Source organism: Mameliella sp. CS4 (genome assembly GCF_019392335.1).
Classification (GTDB): Bacteria; Pseudomonadota; Alphaproteobacteria; order Rhodobacterales; family Rhodobacteraceae; genus Antarctobacter.
Map to the genome: position 1 here is coordinate 1 of NZ_JAHXRQ010000013.1, position 18637 is coordinate 18637.

Annotated in this window: 18 protein-coding genes and 1 tRNA gene; 10 read left to right on the forward strand and 9 right to left on the reverse strand. The window is 64.6% G+C overall.

Annotated elements, in window-relative coordinates:
* Window positions 1-77 (reverse strand) — tRNA-Asp (locus KZZ07_RS15660).
* Between the two features lie 246 nt (window positions 78-323).
* Here KZZ07_RS15660 and KZZ07_RS15665 point away from each other — a divergent pair.
* Entirely contained in the window at window positions 324-1088 is a 765-nt protein-coding gene (locus KZZ07_RS15665) for a polysaccharide deacetylase family protein (protein ID WP_255564383.1), read from the forward strand.
* A gap of 19 nt (window positions 1089-1107) precedes the next feature.
* Here the strand turns inward: KZZ07_RS15665 and KZZ07_RS15670 are convergent, their stop codons facing one another.
* Entirely contained in the window at window positions 1108-2046 is a 939-nt protein-coding gene (locus KZZ07_RS15670; protein WP_219515592.1) for a pirin family protein, read from the reverse strand.
* Between the two features lie 191 nt (window positions 2047-2237).
* Between KZZ07_RS15670 and rimK the strand changes: the two genes are divergently transcribed.
* The 6 genes from rimK (at window position 2238) to KZZ07_RS15700 (ending at window position 8768) form a co-directional block, all read left to right on the forward strand.
* A complete protein-coding gene (gene rimK, locus KZZ07_RS15675) occupies window positions 2238-3653 on the forward strand; it encodes a 30S ribosomal protein S6--L-glutamate ligase (RefSeq protein WP_255564384.1) in 1416 nt (471 codons plus the stop codon).
* A gap of 581 nt (window positions 3654-4234) precedes the next feature.
* Entirely contained in the window at window positions 4235-4597 is a 363-nt protein-coding gene (locus KZZ07_RS15680) for an SUF system Fe-S cluster assembly protein (RefSeq protein ID WP_219515594.1), read from the forward strand.
* 79 nt (window positions 4598-4676) lie between these two features.
* Window positions 4677-5339, forward strand: coding sequence for a hypothetical protein (locus tag KZZ07_RS15685; protein WP_219515595.1), 663 nt, complete (start codon window positions 4677-4679; stop codon window positions 5337-5339).
* A gap of 8 nt (window positions 5340-5347) precedes the next feature.
* Complete coding sequence (locus KZZ07_RS15690; RefSeq protein WP_219515597.1) at window positions 5348-6070, forward strand: DUF3307 domain-containing protein; 723 nt, start codon at window positions 5348-5350, stop codon at window positions 6068-6070.
* Window positions 6071-6169: 99 nt separating this feature from the next.
* On the forward strand, window positions 6170-7411 hold the full coding sequence (locus KZZ07_RS15695) for a glycerophosphodiester phosphodiesterase family protein (RefSeq protein WP_219515599.1): 1242 nt from the start codon (window positions 6170-6172) through the stop codon (window positions 7409-7411).
* Window positions 7412-7568: 157 nt separating this feature from the next.
* Window positions 7569-8768, forward strand: a complete 1200-nt coding sequence (locus KZZ07_RS15700; RefSeq protein ID WP_219515602.1) for a multidrug effflux MFS transporter — start codon at window positions 7569-7571, stop codon at window positions 8766-8768.
* Here KZZ07_RS15700 and KZZ07_RS15705 read toward each other — a convergent pair.
* Window positions 8765-9226, reverse strand: coding sequence for a hypothetical protein (locus KZZ07_RS15705; RefSeq protein ID WP_219515604.1), 462 nt, complete (start codon window positions 9224-9226; stop codon window positions 8765-8767). The two genes, KZZ07_RS15700 and KZZ07_RS15705, sit on opposite strands and share 4 nt — an antisense overlap.
* 140 nt (window positions 9227-9366) lie before the next feature.
* Between KZZ07_RS15705 and KZZ07_RS15710 the strand changes: the two genes are divergently transcribed.
* Window positions 9367-9750 carry a HesB/IscA family protein gene (locus KZZ07_RS15710; RefSeq protein ID WP_219515607.1) on the forward strand — a complete coding sequence of 128 codons (384 nt, stop codon included), beginning with the start codon at window positions 9367-9369 and terminating at the stop codon, window positions 9748-9750.
* Window positions 9747-10070, forward strand: a complete 324-nt coding sequence (locus tag KZZ07_RS15715) for a TfoX/Sxy family protein (protein ID WP_219515609.1) — start codon at window positions 9747-9749, stop codon at window positions 10068-10070. The genes KZZ07_RS15710 and KZZ07_RS15715 overlap by 4 nt, the downstream gene beginning before the upstream one ends.
* 138 nt (window positions 10071-10208) lie before the next feature.
* On the opposite strand, the gene KZZ07_RS15720 is transcribed toward KZZ07_RS15715, so the two are convergent.
* On the reverse strand, window positions 10209-11102 hold the full coding sequence (locus tag KZZ07_RS15720) for an isopenicillin N synthase family dioxygenase (RefSeq protein WP_219515611.1): 894 nt from the start codon (window positions 11100-11102) through the stop codon (window positions 10209-10211).
* 108 nt (window positions 11103-11210) lie between these two features.
* Between KZZ07_RS15720 and tpiA the strand changes: the two genes are divergently transcribed.
* Complete coding sequence (gene tpiA, locus KZZ07_RS15725) at window positions 11211-11963, forward strand: triose-phosphate isomerase (protein WP_219515613.1); 753 nt, start codon at window positions 11211-11213, stop codon at window positions 11961-11963.
* A 58-nt stretch (window positions 11964-12021) separates the two neighbouring features.
* On the opposite strand, the gene KZZ07_RS15730 is transcribed toward tpiA, so the two are convergent.
* The 5 genes from KZZ07_RS15730 to KZZ07_RS15750 form a co-directional block, all read right to left on the reverse strand.
* Window positions 12022-13455 carry a TRAP transporter large permease gene (locus KZZ07_RS15730; RefSeq protein WP_219515615.1) on the reverse strand — a complete coding sequence of 478 codons (1434 nt, stop codon included), beginning with the start codon at window positions 13453-13455 and terminating at the stop codon, window positions 12022-12024.
* A gap of 4 nt (window positions 13456-13459) precedes the next feature.
* Window positions 13460-14194, reverse strand: coding sequence for a TRAP transporter small permease (locus KZZ07_RS15735; protein ID WP_219515617.1), 735 nt, complete (start codon window positions 14192-14194; stop codon window positions 13460-13462).
* Window positions 14195-14277: 83 nt separating this feature from the next.
* Window positions 14278-15282 carry a DctP family TRAP transporter solute-binding subunit gene (locus KZZ07_RS15740; RefSeq protein ID WP_219515619.1) on the reverse strand — a complete coding sequence of 335 codons (1005 nt, stop codon included), beginning with the start codon at window positions 15280-15282 and terminating at the stop codon, window positions 14278-14280.
* 292 nt (window positions 15283-15574) lie between these two features.
* The gene (locus tag KZZ07_RS15745) at window positions 15575-16801 is read right to left on the reverse strand and encodes a sigma-54-dependent transcriptional regulator (RefSeq protein WP_219515842.1); all 1227 of its coding nucleotides are present in this window, start codon (window positions 16799-16801) and stop codon (window positions 15575-15577) included.
* Window positions 16802-16877: 76 nt separating this feature from the next.
* Entirely contained in the window at window positions 16878-18620 is a 1743-nt protein-coding gene (locus tag KZZ07_RS15750; protein ID WP_219515621.1) for a sensor histidine kinase, read from the reverse strand.
* Window positions 18621-18637: the final 17 nt, after the last annotated feature.

Below are 18637 nucleotides of genomic sequence, written 5' to 3' on the forward strand. Positions count from 1 at the left end.
TGGCGCGGTTGACGGGGCTCGAACCCGCGACCCCCGGCGTGACAGGCCGGTACTCTAACCAACTGAGCTACAACCGCTTGACTGCCGCCGTGACCGCTTGGCCGTGGCGTGAGAGGCCTTCTATGCGCAGCCCCCTGCCCCGTCAAGCGGTTTCGACCCCCGAATTCGCGCATTTTTTCATCCGGCCCGGAGAATCTAAAGTGGCGCATTGGTCACGGGTTAGCAGCCGTGTTTCACGCCAATGTCAATTCACCTTGCGATTCCACGGATCGCCCGGCTTTGTCATAGGGTCTGCACGCCCCAAGCCTAGCCAAGGTCGTATCATGTCTGAATTTTCTCGCCGGGCATTCCTGTCCGCCGGCACTGCTGCTGTTGCCCTTTTTCGCCCCGACACACTCTGGGCGGCCCCCGACATTGCCCTGCCTGGGGACGTGACAAAAACGGATCCGATCACGGTCACAGCCGTGAACACATCCTCACCAGTTGTTGCAATGACGTTCGATGACGGGCCGCATCCGACCCTGACCCCACTGCTCCTGGATATCCTCAAAGCCCGTGGTCTACGTGCCACGTTTTACCTTATAGGTCGGAGAGTGGTGACATGGCCCGATATTGTCAAGCGCATTGCAGACGAGGGACATGAGATCGGCAACCACAGCTGGTCGCACCCAAATCTGGCCGGCTATTCGAACGCGGGCGTGCTCAGCCAGATCGACCGGACCTCTGACGCGATCTTCAAGGTGACGGGCCGCCCGCCGGTCACGTTCCGCCCGCCCTACGGCGCCTTTACCCAGCGCCAGCGCGTGATGCTTCACAACACCCGCAAGCTGCCCACGATCCTGTGGTCGGTGGACCCTCAGGACTGGCGTCGCCCGGGTGCCAGCGTTGTGGCCAGCCGAATCCTGTCGCATTCGCGTCCGGGCGCCATCATCCTGACCCATGACATCCAGCACGGCACGGTCCACGCGATGCCGCGGACCCTGGACGGGCTGACGGCCCGTGGAATCAAGCTGGGCACCATGAGCCAGATGATGGGCTGGCCGCTCTGGCAGAGCCGGAACTTCGTCCGGACCGCCTCGGCCGGCTGAACCGGTCCGCCGGGTCAGCTTACCGCTCTGGCAGGGGAATATACTCCTGGTCGTCCCCGGGCGGCAGCTGAAATCGTCCATGTTCCCAGTCGCCCCGGCGCCAGGCATCCTTGGCCTCTTCGATGCGCTCACGCGAGGAGGCGACGAAGTTCCACCAGATGTAACGGCTGCCCTCCAGCGTGGCGCCGCCCAGCAGCATCAGGCGCGCACCCGCAGCCCCCGCCCGAAGGGACACCCTGTCGCCGGGACGAAACACCATCATCTGCCCGGCCTCATAGCGCGTGCCCGCAACCTCGATGGCGCCCTCGACGACATAGACGCCACGGTCCTCGTGCTCATCGGGCAGCGGCAGAGACGCCCCCGGCTGCAGCACCGCATCGGCATAGAACATCTCGGAGGGTGTCCGCACGGGCGCGCGCTCTCCCCAGGCATTCCCGAGGATCAGCCGCACCTGTTTGCCCTCGCCGTCCAGCACGGGCAGCGCATCCGCCGGCGCATGGATAAAGTCAGGCGCGCTGTCCTCCTGGTCCTTGGGCAGGGCGACCCAGGTCTGGATGCCGAAAAACGGCATCGGCCCGGCCTGGGTGGCATCATCGGTGCGTTCCGAATGGGTGATCCCCTGCCCGGCCACCATCCAGTTGACCGCCCCCGGCTCGATCCACTTGTCCGTGCCCAGAGAGTCGCGGTGGTGCATCCTTCCCCGGTAAAGATAGCTGATCGTCGCCAACCCGATATGCGGATGAGGACGCACGTCCAATCCCTGGGTGGGCAGGAACTCTGCCGGGCCCATCTGGTCGAAAAAGATGAAAGGCCCCACCATCTGCCGACGCGGCGCGGGCAAGGCGCGCCGCACCTCGAACCCGCCCAGATCGCGGGCACGGGGGATGATGACTGTGTCGATACTGTCCACGGCATCGCCGGTGGGGCATTGCGGATCAAGGGCGGGATTCCAGCTCATCTCATGTCCTCCTGTCTGACCTCTTGCAATATAGGCCCGCAAATCCTGAACGATATACCGACGAATTACGTCCTTTTGTGCATTTTTGCACAAAACACGATCCCGCCGCGTTATCCTCTTCCCCCCAGCCTGCGCCTTGCTGTGCGGCGCTGGCCTTGCTAGGGCTGTAAAGGCTCTGAAGGGAGGGCCGCATGGACGATAGCCTTGAACCACTGCCCGGAATGATCCGATTTGGCTGGGAGGAATGGGTTTCGTTGCCCGATCTCGGCCTTCCCGCCCTTCGGGCAAAGGTGGATACCGGGGCCCGCACCTCGGCGTTGCATGCCTTCGACATCGAAACATTCGGCCCGGCCTCGGCGCCCAAGGTTCGGTTCACCGTTCACCCGGTACCCGGACGGGACGACCTGGTGATCCCCTGTTCGGCCCGGATCGTCGATCGCCGTACCGTCACCTCGTCGAACGGCGAATCCGAATCCCGCTATGTCATTGCCTCCACCATCCGCGTGGGCGACGAAAGCTGGCGGATCGAGATGACATTGACCGACCGCTCGACGATGGCCTCGCGCATGTTGCTAGGCCGAGAAGCACTCAAGGATCACATCACAATCGTGGCCACCGACCGTTTCCAACAGCCCAAGCTCAGCTATGATGTCTACACCACCGCACGCGTCCGCCAGGCGGCGCCGAACCGGTCGCTGCGGATCGCTGTGCTGAGCCGCGAGGACAATTACTCCACCCGCCGGCTTGTCGAAGAGGGCGAAAAGCGCGGCCACACTGTCGAGGTGATCGACACCACGCGCTGCTACATGGCGATCAACGCGCTGTCGCCAGAGGTGCATTACGACGGCAAACGCCTGCCCCGTTACGACGCCGTGATCCCGCGCATCGGCGCCAGCGTCACCTCCTATGGCACCGCCGTGATCCGCCAGTTCGAGACCATCGGCACCTTTTGCGTCAACGGCTCCGAAGGCATCACCGCCTCGCGTGACAAGCTCTATGCGCATCAGCTCATGGCGCGGCACAAGATCGGCATGCCCAACACCGCCTTTGCTGCCTCACCCAAGGACACGCAAAGCCTGATGCGGCTGGTGGGCACCGCGCCCCTGATCGTCAAGCTTCTGGAATCGACCCAAGGTAAGGGCGTTGTGCTGGCCGAGACCAAGAAAGCGGCGGAATCCGTCATCGACGCCTTCCGCGGGCTCAAGGCGAATTTCCTGGTGCAGGATTTCGTCAAGGAGGCCGCCGGAGAAGACATTCGCTGTCTGGTCGTTGGCGGCAAGGTCGTGGCCGCGATGAAACGCACCGGGGCCGAGGGCGATTTCCGCTCGAACCTGCATCGCGGCGGTCAGGCGACGGTGGTCCGCATCACCAAGGAAGAGCGCGAGACCGCCCTGCGCGCCGCCCGCGCCTTTCGCCTGAACCTGGCAGGGGTGGACCTGCTGCGGTCAGAGGCGGGCCCCAAAGTGCTCGAGGTCAACTCCAGCCCCGGCCTTGAGGGGATCGAGACGGCGACCAAGAAGAACGTGGCCGAAAAGCTGTATGAGCACCTGGAATCCAAGGTCCGCCCGGCCCCGGTCAAACGCATCAGCAAGGAAGACGACAGCTGAACCGGCAGGGGGGCGGGTCAGGTCCGGTCAGTTCGGGAAGAAAAGCCCAACAATCCACCAGATGATCACGATCCAAAAGACCAGCCCCAGCAACGCCCCCGGGATAATCCACCAACCGTACCCCAACGACCATTGGAGACGGTCGGATTGGTCCGATTTTCTCAGGTTGGTTCGCTGAAGCGCGCCCCTGTCCTGCTGAAATGCCAGAACAGACGCCAATGTTGAGATTGTGAGGTTTTTTCTCACCAGTCCAAGCCGATCCAGGGTCGTGTCTTCATTGCTGCGGGATTGCAGCGGGATGAGAGTCGTGGGCGAACTGCCTGTCTCGCACCTCCAAATAAAACATCTCAAAGTTGTATTGTAAACTCTGTGAACTTGTCACGATAGAGATGTCTTGAATTGTTCATTTCTTCGCGACAGCCGATCAGGGCCACGGCGGACCTCCGTCTTGGCCCACCCCGGCAGAAAACGACGCGATGCAAGCGCCCGAGGATCTTTCGAGGGAATGCCGCTCCGTGCTCTTTACCGCGCCCCCTACATTTCCTATATAATTGCTCAGCTATTCGGACACGAGGACCGCAATGACCGAGCAGAACACGCAGATGGAGGGCGCCCCGCTGATCGCGCCCTCAAGCACCGATCACCCTCTTTATGACACGGTGGTCGAGGCATGCCGTTCGGTCTATGACCCTGAAATCCCGGTCAATATCTACGACTTGGGGTTGGTCTATACCGTCGACATCAACGACCAGAACGAAGTCAGCATCATCATGACCCTGACCGCGCCGGGCTGTCCCGTCGCGGGTGAGATGCCGGGCTGGGTTGCCGAAGCGATCGAACCGCTGCCCGGCGTAAAGCAGGTCGACGTCGATCTGACCTGGGAACCGCCCTGGGGGATGGAGATGATGTCGGACGAAGCGCGGCTTGAGCTGGGGTTCATGTAACGCAGGACTATCTTCTGGCTCATCCAGGAAGCAAATTAAAACCCTTGCATTTTTCCGATGCAAGGGTTTAATTTTGCCTATGACCCAGGCTCTCGCCCATGACTTTGCCAGCGTTCTGACCGGCGATCTTGTCGCCTCACGCAGGCATGGGGCCGAAGCCCTGGACGAGGCGATGCAGGTACTGGACCGCGCCAGCCGCGACATCGGCGAGGATCTGGACACGAAACCCGTCTTTCAACGCCATCGCGGCGACGGTTGGCAGCTTGTCCTGCCAATGGGGCAGTACGGCTTGCGGGCCGCGCTGCGTATCCAGGCCGCGCTTGCCGCCGCCGGGTCGCTGGCCACCCGGATCGGCATCGGCGTCGGCCTGGCCCACATCCCCGATGACGGCAACCTCGCCGCCGCCTCCGGCGCGGCCTTCCACATGGCGGGCGACGTGCTGGCAGGATTGGCGCGCGGCACGCATCTGGCCCTGCCCCCAATTCCCGGCGCCCTGGGCGACGCGCTTGGCGCTCTCATGCTCTTTGTGGATCGTGAGGCACAGGGCTGGAACCGCACGCAGGGACAGGCCCTGTTCGAGGCGCTCCGCATCCAGACCCTAACCCAGGAAGAGATCGCACAGAAAGTCGGCGTGACCCGGCAGGCGGTCCAAAGCCGCCTGTCCGGCACGGCCCTCGACGCGCTGCAGGAAACCCTTAGGGTCTACGAAAGCCGCATCGACACGATCCGGGACGCCCTGTGATGCCCCCCATGCTGCCCCCTCTCGATCCGCAAGCCGCGCAGAGCTTTGCCGCGCTGTTCCTGGCGCATGTCCTGGCCGATTTCGTTTTTCAGACCCGCTGGATGGTCGACCGCAAGCGCAACCTCGCGGTGCTGCTGCTGCATGTCGGCGTGGTTTTTGTCCTCAGTTGGGGCGCGCTTGGCGGCGCTTGGGTCGTTGCGCTGATGGTGGCCCTGGCGCATTTCGCCATCGACGCGGTCAAGGCATGGTCCCCCGCCCGCTGGCGCGACACGCTGGGCGCCTTTCTGTTGGATCAGGGCGCGCATCTGCTCACCCTGCTGGCCGCCGCACTGTGGTGGCCCGCTGCCGCGTCACAGGGGCTCTGGGCGCCCTGGTTACCGCATCTGGTCGCGCCCGCGATCTTCCTCGCCGGGCTGATCAGCACGGTCCTTGCGGGCGGCTATGTCGTGGGGATGCTGACCGCCCGGTTCGAGGTGCCTCTGAAAGGCCTGCCAGAGGCCGGTCGCCTGATCGGCCAGCTGGAACGGGCGCTGATCTTTCTCTTTGTCACCATCGGGGAGCCCACCGGCATCGGGTTCCTGATCGCCGCCAAATCGGTGCTGCGCTTCGACACCGCCAAGGAGGATCACCGCGCCAGCGAATACGTGATCATCGGCACGCTGGCCTCCTTCGCCTGGGCGCTTGGCGCCAGCTATGGCACTTTGGTCCTGATGCAGATCGCCCAGCCCTGACAAGCTCTGACAGACCGTTACCGAAGTTTGTCATACCCGTCACGCGCCCGTTACCCTGCGCCCCGATGAGAAGAGCCTCTCAACAGGAGGTCCTTATTCATGAAGACGTTCACACTCGCCCTCGCCTGCGCCGCCCTGGCCGGCCCTGTCCTGGCCGAAAGCCATGCCCAGTCCTATGACGCCGATCTCACCTATGGTGTCCGCCCCGCCTACCTGGTGTCGCGGATGGAAGACGGTGCGCTCAAGGACAAGCTGCAGTCCTGCCTGGGCAACACACCCACGCGTACGCATTTCTCGGTCGGCCACCGTGGCGCGCCGCTGATGTTCCCCGAGCATACGGTTGAATCGAACCGCGCCGCTGCGGGCATGGGCGCCGGCATCCTGGAATGTGACGTGACCTTCACAGCCGATCTGGAACTGGTCTGCCGCCACGCCCAGAACGACCTGCACACCACCACCGACATCGTCGCAGGCCCGCTGGCGTCCAAGTGCACCACGCCCTTTGCCCCGGCCTCTGGCGATGCCAAGGCCAGCGCCGAATGCCGGACCTCGGACCTGACCCTGGCAGAGTTCAAGACCCTCGCGCCCAAGATGGATTCCGCCGATGCGTCTGCCACCACGGCCAAAGCCTACCTGGGCGGCACCGCCAACTGGCGCACCGATCTTTATGCCAACGGCGCGACCCTGATGACCCACGCCGAGTCGATCGCGCTGTTCGACAGCCTCGGCGCCGATTTCACCCCCGAGCTGAAGTCCCCCTCGGTCGAGATGCCCTTCAACGGCTTCACCCAGGAAGCCTACGCACAAAAGATGATCGACGAATACAAGGCCGCCGGCATCGACCCGTCGCGCGTCTGGGCCCAGTCGTTCAACCTGTCGGACGTGCTCTACTGGATCGAGAACGAACCCGAGTTCGGCGCTCAGGCGGTCTATCTCGATGACCGCTACGAAGCCTCGGACGAGGACGAAGGCCTGATCGACCCGATGGACGCCACGACCTTCAAGCCGACGATGGCCGAACTGAAAGAGATGGGCGTCAACTACATCGCGCCGCCGCTGTGGATGCTGGTGACGCTGGACGACACCGGCGCGATGGTGCCCTCGACCTATGCCAAAGAGGCCAATGCCGCCGGTCTGAACATCATCACCTGGTCGCTGGAACGCTCCGGCCCGCTTACCTCGGGCGGCGGCTGGTACTTCCAGTCGGTCAAGGATGCCACCGACCGCGACGGCGACTATTTCGAGTTGCTGGACGTTCTGGCCCAGCAGGTCGGCGTCAAAGGCGTGTTTTCGGACTGGCCCGCCACCACCACGTTCTATGCGAACTGCATGGGCCTCTGAGCCGCTCGCCTCGGGAACAGGACCTGCGTCGGGGCCGCCTTCGGGCGGCCCTTTCACGCTTTCGCGCCTCTTCGCGCCTCCGGGCAGATCCTCCAGATCGGCCCTGTCACCCGGCAGGAAAAACGGGTATCGCGGGGACACCAATTGATTGCCCCCCATGCGACAGCCTCCTGCCTCTCCGCCCAGCCTGGTCACGCTTGTCCTGATGACAGTGCTGGGCATCGTCTCGGTCAACATGTTCCTGCCCTCGCTGGCGAACATGGCCCGCAGCTTTTCCATCTCCTATGGAACGGCCAGCCTTGCGATCTCGCTTTTCATGCTGATCACCGCAGCGCTGCAGCTGGTCATCGGCCCCTTGTCGGATCTCTACGGGCGGCGCCCGGTGCTGCTGTGGTCGCTGACCCTGTTCACCTGTGCCTCTCTCGGCACGGCCCTGGCCCCGGATTTCACCAGCTTCATGGTTTTTCGCGTGCTGCAGAGCGCCGTGATCGCGGGCAATGTCCTGTCGCGCGCCATCGTGCGCGACACCTCGCCCCCCGGCGAGGCCACCAGCCGGCTGGGCAGCATCGGCATGGCCATCGCCCTGGGGCCGATGATCGCCCCCGTGGTCGGCGGCGTGATGGACCAGGCCCTGGGCTGGCGGTCAACGCTCTGGGCCTTCACCGGCCTGGGCACGGCACTTCTCTGGCTCTGCTGGGTGGACGTGGGCGAAACCAATCCCCGCCGGGGACAGGGTTTTGCCGCCCATTTCCGCGCCTATCCGGCCCTGCTGACGGACCTGCGCTTTTGGTCCTACACGGTCTCGATGGGTCTGGGCATGGGCATCTTCTTTGCCTTCCTCGCCGGGACGCCCCTGTTGGGAGCGGCCTATTTCGACGTTTCCGAAAGCACGGTTGGGGCGCTGATCGGCTTGCCCCCGGTCGGCTTTGTCATCGGCTCGTATCTCTCGCGCCGCCTGGGCACCCGCGTGGCTCCGCCACTGATGGTTCTTGCCGGGCGGCTGGTCTCGGTGCTGGGCCTCGGCCTGGCCCTGCTGCTCTGGACCCTGGGCCCTGGCAGCGCCTTGAGCTTTTTCCTGCTGATGCCCGTGATCGGCGTGGCCAACGGGCTCAGCACACCGGCGGGCATGGCCGGAGCCATGTCGGTGCGCCCCGACCTCGCTGGCAGCGCGGCAGGCCTGTCCGGGGCCGTGACCGTCGGCTGCGGCGCGGCCATGACCTCGGTGTCCGGCGCATTGCTGGGGACAACACCCGACCCGACGCGCCTGATCTGGCTGCTCTGGGGGCTGGCGCTGCTCTCGGTCCTGACCGCCCTGCCCGCCCTGCGCCCGGACCATCAGCCGGAACCGGCAGGCTAGACAATTCGGTCAGACTGTACCTTTGGGCCGCCGTAAGCCACCGCAGAATTCCAGGTCGACGGGACCACGCAGGTCGGCGTCAGGCCCCCGGCCAGTGCAGCCCCAGGATACCTCACGATTTCCACAAGGACGATGTTGCGCAGACAAGCCATCGGATCCGGCACAAGACGCCTGGTGACGATCCGCATGCGATGAGGCGACAAGAGCAGCGACCCCACGCCGACGAACGCATTGAAAAATGCCGCAATCTCCTCGGCGCGCGTGGCCGTCATCCCCGCCACCTCGGCCTGCCAGGCGGCCACCGCCTCGGGGCAGAGCACCCGCCGACACTCCTTCAGCATCATATCCGCGTCGAAAACATCGATACAGGACTGCCGCCACCCGAATAAGACCGCACAGACATCGACCTGCGACTCATCGGCAATGACCGCCCCACCCGAAATCATGGCCGGGGTCAAAGGCCATCATCCCGAAAAAACGTTCCATCTCAATCCCGATCCCCCTTCTGAAACGCCCGGCGACAACACCGCGCGCCGCCTTCCCCTTGAGTAGACGCCCCCGCTCCCTTAAGTCTGTGTGTGAAAGTGAGGTTTCACACATGTTTGGCATACCCGGTCAGTCCCCCGTGACGATCACCCCCGCCGCCGTGGCGCAGATCCGCAAGCTGATGGAGCGGGACGGCCGCTACGCCCTGCGCATCGGCGTCAAGAAAGGCGGCTGCGCGGGCATGGAATACACGATGGATTACGTCGACGGTTCCGAGGCCAATGACGAGGTCGTGGAACAGGACGGCGCACGTGTCCTTATCGCGCCGATGGCGCAGATGTTCCTCTTCGGTACGGAAATCGACTACGAGACATCGCTGCTCGAGTCCGGCTTCAAGTTCCGCAACCCGAACGTGGTGGACGCCTGCGGATGCGGCGAATCCATCAAGTTCAAGGACGTCGAGGAACTCTCGGCGGAACAGGGCAGCCAGGGGTGAGCGTCTCCGCCGAAGAGATCGCCTTTGCCCGCGATCTCTTTTCCGGCCTCGGAGACATCACCACCCGCCGCATGATGGGTGGCCTGTGCCTTTACCACGAGGGCACGATCTTCGCGATCCTGCACCCCGAGGGCGGTATCTACCTCAAGGGTGCGGGCGCCTTCATCGACAGGCTCGAAGAGATGGGCAGCGTCCGCTGGACTTATACCCGCAAGACGGGCCAAAGCGCGGCCATGCCCTATTGGACCCTGCCCGGTGCCGCCCTCGATGATCCCGAAGAGGCCGTCGCCCTCGCCCGCGACGCATTGCGCCACCTCTGAGCGCCCCACGTCAACACACCAAACCAGACTGTTCCTTGGTGACTCCCGAAGCCAAAACAGGCGCAGCCTGTTCCAAAGGGTCGGCGGGCGGGCGTCTTTGTGGCGCATGCCGCAAACAGTCCCGTCCCGCCGCCCCCGTCAGCCGGTCTTCAAATGCAGGTAGGTTTCGTTGAAACGCCTCTCCAAGTGGTCCCCCGCCGAGACAACTTCTTCCGAACCGATCGGCGCCACGTTCGTTTCCCGATCGGGGTTAAAGAACAGCGGCACCGAAATCCGCTCCTCCGCCGTTCCCCGCACTCGGTGCAACGTCGCCTTGACCCGCCCGCCGGTCCAGATCTCCAGCATCTCGCCAAAGTTGATGATGAACGCGCCCGGATCGGCCCGCACCGGCAGCCAGTCGTCTTCGGGTGTCAGCACCTCCAGCCCTGGCACCCCGTCGGTCCCCAGCAGGGTCAGACAGCCATAGTCCGTATGCGCCCCGATGCCGAAATCCTTCTCCCCCGCCCAACCGGGGCGCGGCGGATAATAGTTGCCCCGAAGCAAGGCCATCGGACGCGCGAACTTGTCGTCGAAAAATCCCCGGTCCTCTCCGATTGCCTCGGCGATCCCGCGCAGCAGGTCCATCGCCACCGCCATCGCATCGCGGTAATAGGCCTCGATCACCTGCCGGAACCCCTCCGGATGCTCCGGCCAGAGGTTCGCCGCGTAGACCGACAGCCCCGTTTCCGGCGCCTCGAAGCCACAGTCGAAGACCTGCTTGTAGTCCGGGTTGGCCTCGGGGTCGACCTGCTCGCTCTGCGACGCGCCCCAGCCGCGGTTCGACCCGGTGGCCGCCATGTCCACCGCCCGTTTCTCTGCCTCGGGCAGATCGAAAAAGGCCCGGTAGGCCGCCAGAACAAAGCGCATCCGCGCCGGCGAGATACCGGTGTTGAACACGGTCAGAAAGCCGCTTTCCTCGGCGCCGATCTTGAGCGCCGCCAGCGTTTCGGCGTCGCGCGCCGCGATCTTCGCCGCATCCAGTCTGGGGATCATCAGCCTCTCCTTTTGGCCGCCCCCTTGTCACGAGGTCGCGCGCGCCGCAAGCGGGCTTGACGTCGCGCCGCGCCCGGTGACACTTGGCCCCGCAAGAAGGAGAGGCATATGCGACGCAAACTGGCCGCGGGCAACTGGAAGATGAACGGAACGCGCGCCGCGCTGGACGAACTGGCGGCGATGGGTCCTGCTGCGGAGGGCGCGGCTGAAATCCTGGTCTGCCCGCCCGCCACACTGATCGCGGCGGCGGCTCGGGCCGTGACAGACATCGCCATCGGCGGTCAGGATTGCCACCCTGCGCCCTCGGGCGCCCATACCGGTGACATCTCGGCGCCTATGCTGGCGGATGCCGGCGCAAGCTATGTCATCCTGGGCCATTCCGAGCGCCGCGCAGATCATGGCGAGGATGATGCAATGATCCGGGAAAAGACCCGCGCCGCCTGGGACGCGAACCTGACCGCCGTGGTCTGTGTTGGCGAAACCCTGGACCAGCGCGACGCCAACAACACGCTGGACATCATCGGCGGGCAGCTGGCCGCTTCCATCCCCGACGGGGCCACCGCGCACCGCCTGGTCGTCGCCTATGAGCCTGTCTGGGCCATCGGCACCGGCAAGGTGCCGACGGTGGAACAGATCGGAGAGGTCCACGGATTTATCCGCGCCCGCCTTGAACGGCGTTTTGGTGCAGGTGTGGGGCGTTCGACCCGCCTGCTCTACGGCGGCTCGGTCAAACCGGGCAACGCGGCAGAAATCTTTGCCGTGCCCAATGTCGACGGCGCGCTGGTCGGCGGCGCCAGCCTCAAGGCGGCGGATTTCCTGCCCATCATCGAGGCCCTGAACGCCGCCCCGATGGAGGCCTGAGGCGCAAGACTCCCATAACCGGGACAAGAAAAAAGGGCCGGTTTCCCGGCCCTTTTCCTTATTCTGCGGTGCGCGCCTCGCAGAAGGCGGCCTCAAGCTGGTTGGTGGGCGGTGCCCCCTCGCAGTTGATCTGCGGCCCCATCACGTTGTCCGGCAACACCGTCGAGATGATCGGGATGTAGGTCACCATGATCAGGAAGACGAAGAGCACGGCCAGGAAGGGCAGCGCGGCCTTGACGACCCGCATCATCGGCATGCCCGCCACGCCGGAGGTCACGAAGAGGTTCAGACCAACGGGAGGGGTGATCATCCCGATTTCCATGTTCACCACCATGATGATGCCCAGGTGGATCGGGTCGATCCCCAGTTGCAGCGCAATCGGGAAAACCAGCGGCGCGACGATCACCAGCAGGCCCGAGGGCTCCATGAACTGGCCACCGATCAGCAGGATTACGTTGACGATCACCAGGAACATGATCGGGCCGAAGCCTGCGTCCAGCATGGCCGCCGCGATCTGCTGCGGGATCTGCTCGTCGGTCAGGACGTGCTTCAGGATCAGCGCGTTGGCGATGATGAACATCAGCGTGACCGTCAGCTTGCCCGCCTCGAACAGCGTGTCCTTGGTGTCCTTGTGGAAGAAGGCGGTGATCAGGGCGATGGGCTTGCGGAGCAGGGGCGTGTTCGGCCCGCCCTCCTTGTTCGCCAGGGGCCCCATGTCCCGATAGACGAAGGTGGCGATGATAAAGGCATAGACCGCCGCGACCGCCGCCGCCTCTGTCGGGGTGAAGATACCGCCATAGATGCCGCCCAGGATGATGACGATCAGCAAAAGACCCCAGAGCGCATCGCCCCCGGCCTCGGCCACTTCGCCCCAGCCTTTCCATTCGCCCTTGGGCAGGTCACGCATGATGGCGATGATCAGGATCGTGGCCATCAGCATGGTGCCCGCCATGAGGCCCGGAATGACACCGGCCAGGAACATCCGCCCGACCGAGACATCGGTGGCCGAGGCATAGACGACCATGACAATCGACGGCGGGATCAGGATGCCCAGCGTGCCCGCGTTGGCGATGACACCGGCGGCGAAGTCCTTGGAATAGCCCACCTGGCGCATGCCGGCGATCACGATGGACCCGATGGCGACCACGGTCGCGGGCGAGGACCCCGACAGCGCGGCAAACAGCATGCAGGCAAAGACACCCGCGATGGCCAGTCCGCCCGGCAGGTGGCCGACGCAGGCGATGGAAAAGCGGATGATCCGCTGTGCTACGCCGCCCGTCGACATAAAGCTGGACGCCAGGATGAAGAAGGGGATCGCCAGCAGCGTATAGTGCCCTGCCATCGCCTGGAAAAAGCTTTGCGCGATAGAGGCAAGCGAGGTGTCGCTGAGCACCAGCAGGAAGACGATCGAGGAAAACCCGAGCGAGACAGCGATCGGCACACCGATCAGCATCAGGCCGATCACCATGCCAAAGAGAATGACAACATCCATCGGATCAGTCCTTGTTCATATGCGCGACGTCTTCGACCGCGTCTTCGGCTTCATGGCTGACGATCAGGCTCTCGGACTGGCCGCGCCAGATGCGAACGGTGGCCTGCACGAACCGGACCAGCAGCAAGAGCGCGCCGAAGGGCAGAATGACGTAGGGGATGAAGCGCGGGATCTTTTCATAGGCTTCGCCCTCGTTGATCCAGGGCTCGATAAAGCGCAGCCACTCGGGCATCGGGATATCGATCACCTCGTACCAGCTGCGGTAGGACGTGCGGCCCATTTCCTCGAAACCCGTGGGAAACCAGCGGCCCGTGGTCTGCGGCAGGTTGGCGAAATTGGCCCAGTAGTCCCAGGCGCCTTTCAGCAGCAGGAAGGCATAGCCGATGCAGACCGCCGCGGCGATCAGGGTCAGGGCCCTGCGAACCGGGGTGGACACAATGTTCAGCACCGCGTCCACGCCCAGGTTGGCGGTCTTCTTGACCGCGTAGCTGATCCCGAAAAGCACCAGCCAGGCAAAGAGGAACGAGGTCGCCTCGAGCCCCCAGATCAGGCCACCGGGCAAGTCCAGTCCCAGCAGGCCTTCCAGCCAGCGGCCGAATTGGCTGTTCACGCCATAGCGCAGCACGACGTTGATGAAGGTAATGATCGTCATCGCGCCCAGGATGAGAGCGATCACCGTCTCTTCCAGTTCGTCGATGAAACGTCCGAACATCCCGTTCGGCGGATTATGAGCTGACATGGTCCCCTCCTTGCCCCTGAATCGGGTACAAAAAACCCGGCCCCCATCACGTCACGGGGGCCGGGCGTTCGGCGCTCAGGCCATTACATGTTGTTGTTGATCGCCTGTGCTGCGTCGATGTTGGCCTGGCCCACGTCCTTCACGAACTCTTCCCAGACCGGCTTCATCGTATCGACCCAGGCCGCACGCTGCTCGGCGGTCAGTTCGCGCACGGTGCCGCCCGCGTCGATGATCGCCTGCTTGGCCTGCTGGTTGACCTTGAAGCTCTCCGCGTTGCGGGTCTCGGTCACTTCGGCGATGATGGTCGCCAGTTGATCACGCAGGTCTGCGTCCAGACCTTCCCACCAGTCCACGTTGGTCACGACCATATAGTCGATCACGCCGTGGTTGGTCTCGGTGATGCCGTCCTGCACCTCAAAGAACTTCTGGCCGTAGATGTTGGACCAGGTGTTTTCCTGACCGTCGACAACGCCGGTCTGCAGCGCGCCGTAAACCTCGGAAAAGGCCATCGGCTGCGGGCTGCCACCCAGGGCCGCCATCTGCGCCTTGAGCACTTCCGAGTTCTGTACACGGAATTTCAGGCCTTTGGCGTCACCGGGATTGACGAGCGGCTTGTTGGCCGACATCTGCTTCATGCCGTTGTGCCAGAAGGCCAGGCCCAGCAGGCCGCGGCGGGTCATCGATTCCTTCATTTCCTGACCGGTGTCGGACTGCTGGAAGGCGTTGACCGCATTGATGTCGTTGAACATGAACGGCAGGTCGAAGATGCGGAACTGCTTGGTGAACTGTTCGAACTTCGACAGCGAAGGCGCGGCCAGCTGGACGTCGCCCTGCAGCATCGCCTCAAGCACCTGGTCATCGTTGTAGAGGGTCGAGTTCGGGAAGACCTCCATGCAGGCCTTGCCGTCCATCTCGGCGTTCACCCGCTCGGCCAGCAGGGTGGCTGCGATGCCCTTGGGGTGACGGTCGGTGTTGGTGACGTGGCTGAACTTGATGACAAGCTCACCCTCGTCGCAGGCAGCCTGGGCGCCGGTGGCACCGGTCACGACAAGAGCGGCCGCCGCGGCGGTCATCAGAAACTTTTTCATGGGTATCCTCCCAGATACGGTTTTGAGTTTCGCGGCCCCCCTCCTCGAGGAGCCGGATGCCACATAGAAAGCCGCCTGTTCCGAATCGGATCAAGTGGGCGTGATCGAAAAGTCTGTCATTCCAATTTTCTTTAACAGTATCAATGCCATGCACGGAAACGCCAGGGTGATCCACGCCGAACCCATCGCAGTGCGTGCGATTCTCCGCACAGCTGTTTCCGCTCACTGTGCGGAAATCCGCACAGAAAGCAGGCGGTTCGCGAATCCCCTTTAGGGCCGGCGCGGCGCGCCGTCAGCCCCGGTAGGCCTCGGGCTTCAGCCCGTATTTGGCCAGCTTGTCGTAAAAGGTCTTGCGCGGCAGTTTCAGCGCCTCGGCGGCCAGCCGCGCCTGCCCCTCGTTCTTGCGCAGCGCCTCGATCAAGAGCGACCTCTCGACCTGCGCCATACGCTCGGCCAGCCCCAGGCCGCCTTCCGGCGCGGCCACGTCGCCCAGCCCCAGCACAAAGCGCATCGCCGTGCTCATCAGGGCGCGTGCGTTGCCCGGCCAGTCCTGCGCCATCAGGCTGGATATCAGGTCCTCGGTGATCTCCGGCGGCGCAAGGCCGGCCTGTTCGGCGGCCTGGGCGACATAATGGCGGAACAGGACCGGAATGTCCTCGGGGCGTTCCGCCAGCGAGGGGATGCGCACCTGGCAGACCTCCAGCCGGTAGTAGAGGTCGCTGGACATCTCGCCGCGTTCCGCTGCCTCAGCCAGGTCCTGCGTGCTGCCCCCGATCAGGACCGCGTCGCCCTGTTCCATGAGGTCGATCAGGGCCAGCTGCGTGTCCTGGCTGAGCGCGCCGATTCCGTCGAGAAACAGCGACCCGCCCGCGCAGCTTTGCCAGAGCGCCTGCAGCTCGGCCCGGTCCAACCCGGCGGCGGCGCGTTTCTGGAACGGCGCCTTGGCACGGGGCGAGGCCAGGTGAATAACCTCGGCCACCTTGGAAATGCCGGTCCCCGGCGCGCCTGTCACCAGCGCCTCTGTCCCGGCCCGCGCCGCGATGCGGACTCGGGCGCGCAGGCGCTCCGCCGCGGGCGATATGCCAAAGATCAACCGCGCGGCCGGGTCGCCGGTTTCCAGTTGCGCCTTCAGCCGCCGGTTTTCCAGCACCAGGCCGCGCGTCTTCAGCGCGCGGTGGACGACGGCGGTGAAATCCGCGGGGCCGCAGGGCTTTTCCAGAAAGTCGAAGGCCCCCTGCGACATCGCCCGGACCGCCATCGGAATGTCGCCCTCGCCGGTCAGAAGGATCACCGGCAGTTCCGGGTCCTGCTGGCGGGCATAATCCAACAGGTGAAACCCGTCCCGCCCGGGCATCCGGATGTCCGAGACGATCACCCCCTCGAAATCGGGCCGGATCAGGTCCTTGGCCTCGACAAAGGACCCCGCCGTCAGGGTGTCGAAATCCGCCAGGTCCAGCGACTGCCCCAGCGCCTCTCGCACCGAGGCGTCGTCGTCGACCAGCAGAACGCGGCTGATCATCATGTCCGACCTCCAAAGGGACGGTGGGCGGGGCGAGGTTCCGTCCGCAGGACGGGACAAGCGTCGTCCAACGTCCTCACGCGGCCATCTCCGCCCGCCAGTAATCCAGTTCGACAGAGAACAGCGCCCCGGTTTCGGTATTGGTGCCGCGGATGCGGCCGCCAAAACTCTGCACCAGCCCGTAGGAAATCGACAGGCCCAATCCCATGCCGTCTCCCACCTGCTTGGTCGAGTAGAAAGGCTCGAACACCTTGTCGGGATCGGCAATGCCCGGCCCGCTGTCCTGCACCCGCACCTCCAGCCGGTCGCCCGGCACCAGCGTGATCTCGATCACCTTGACTTGCTGCCCCGACATGGCATCGGCGGCATTGTTGATGAGGTTGACGAAAACCTGCCCCAGCCGCACCTCGCCGCCCATGACCCAGATCGGCGCGGGCCAGGATGCCGGGCTCCAGTGCAGTGTCACGCCATCGGATTTCAACCGCGCCTCCGTCATTTCCACCGCCGAGTTCAGCACCGCCACCACGTCGACCTTGCCCATCGGCTCGGACTCGTTGCGGGCGAAGGCGCGCAGGTTCTTGATGATCCGAGCCGCCCGCGCCGCCAGACCGGCGATCCGATCGAGGTTGGCCCGCGCCTTTTCCGGCTTGCCCTTGTCCAAGAAGGCGGCGCCGTTCTCGGCGAATTGACGGATCGCCATCAGCGGCTGGTTCAGCTCGTGGCTGATGCCTGCCGACATCTGGCCAAGCGCGCTCAGCTTGCCCGCCTCGACCAACTCCGCTTGCGCCTGACGCAGGGCGGCCTCGGCCTCTTCGCGTTCCAACACCTCGCGCCGCAGCGCGGTGTTGGCCTGTTCCAGGTACCTTGTGCGGTCCTTGACCCTTCCTTCCAGCCGCGCATTGGCGATGCTGAGCGCACGCCGCCGCTCGGTCGCCAGGAACAGAAGCGAACCAAAAAAGAGGCAAAGCACTGCCACAACGGCGGTCTGCAACCACGCCAGCCTGCGCGCCGGCCCCACGTCCACCAGCGCCTCGCCCGTCAGGCCGATCACCGGCAGGGGCTGGACCAGATGCAGGGCGGCACGCGGGACATAGGGGCTGAGACGCTGATGCCAGACCTCGTGGTCGCCAACCATGCGCGTATCGACACCGACAACATCCCCGCCGGGACCGATCATCGCCGTGTCGGTGCGTTGCCAGAACAGCAATTCCGACCGGTTGGTGACGAACACCTGGTTCAGAGCATCGGTAAAGAAGACCGAGGGGCGCGACCCGCTCCATTCCCTTTCCAGCGCCTCGATGTCGGCCACGAGGACCAGCACACCGCGCACCTTGCCATCCGGGCCAAAGGCCGGGACGCCGTGGAAATAGGCCCGCCGTGCGGCGCCGGCACTGATCCCCCGGTCCGCCCCCAAGGCCCCGTTAACCGCCCGCAGGAACCAGGGTCGGGCCGCCAGGTCAACGGGAACTTCGCCCTGGGCAGAGGCCAGAACGCGCCCCTCGCGGTCGGCATAAAAGGCGTTGAGCGCCCCGGTCTGATCCAGGTTCCGCAACAACACGGCCTTTGCCGCGTCCCGGTCACCCCCGGCGTGGAGCGCCGTCAGCGCCGGATGATCGGCCAGCGACACCGCAAGCGAGCGATAGCGTTGCAGCCCGGTCACCAGACGGTCGGCCGCCAGTCTCAGGTCCGACCGGCCCTGCGACTCGACCTGGCGCAGGGCCTCGGCATAGCTGGTGGTCCAGACGATCCAGCCCAGCCCCGCGACCGCGGCCAGAAAGAGCCCGACGATGGGCGCGCGTGCTGTGGCTCTGTCTCTCATGGCCCGCGATCATAGAC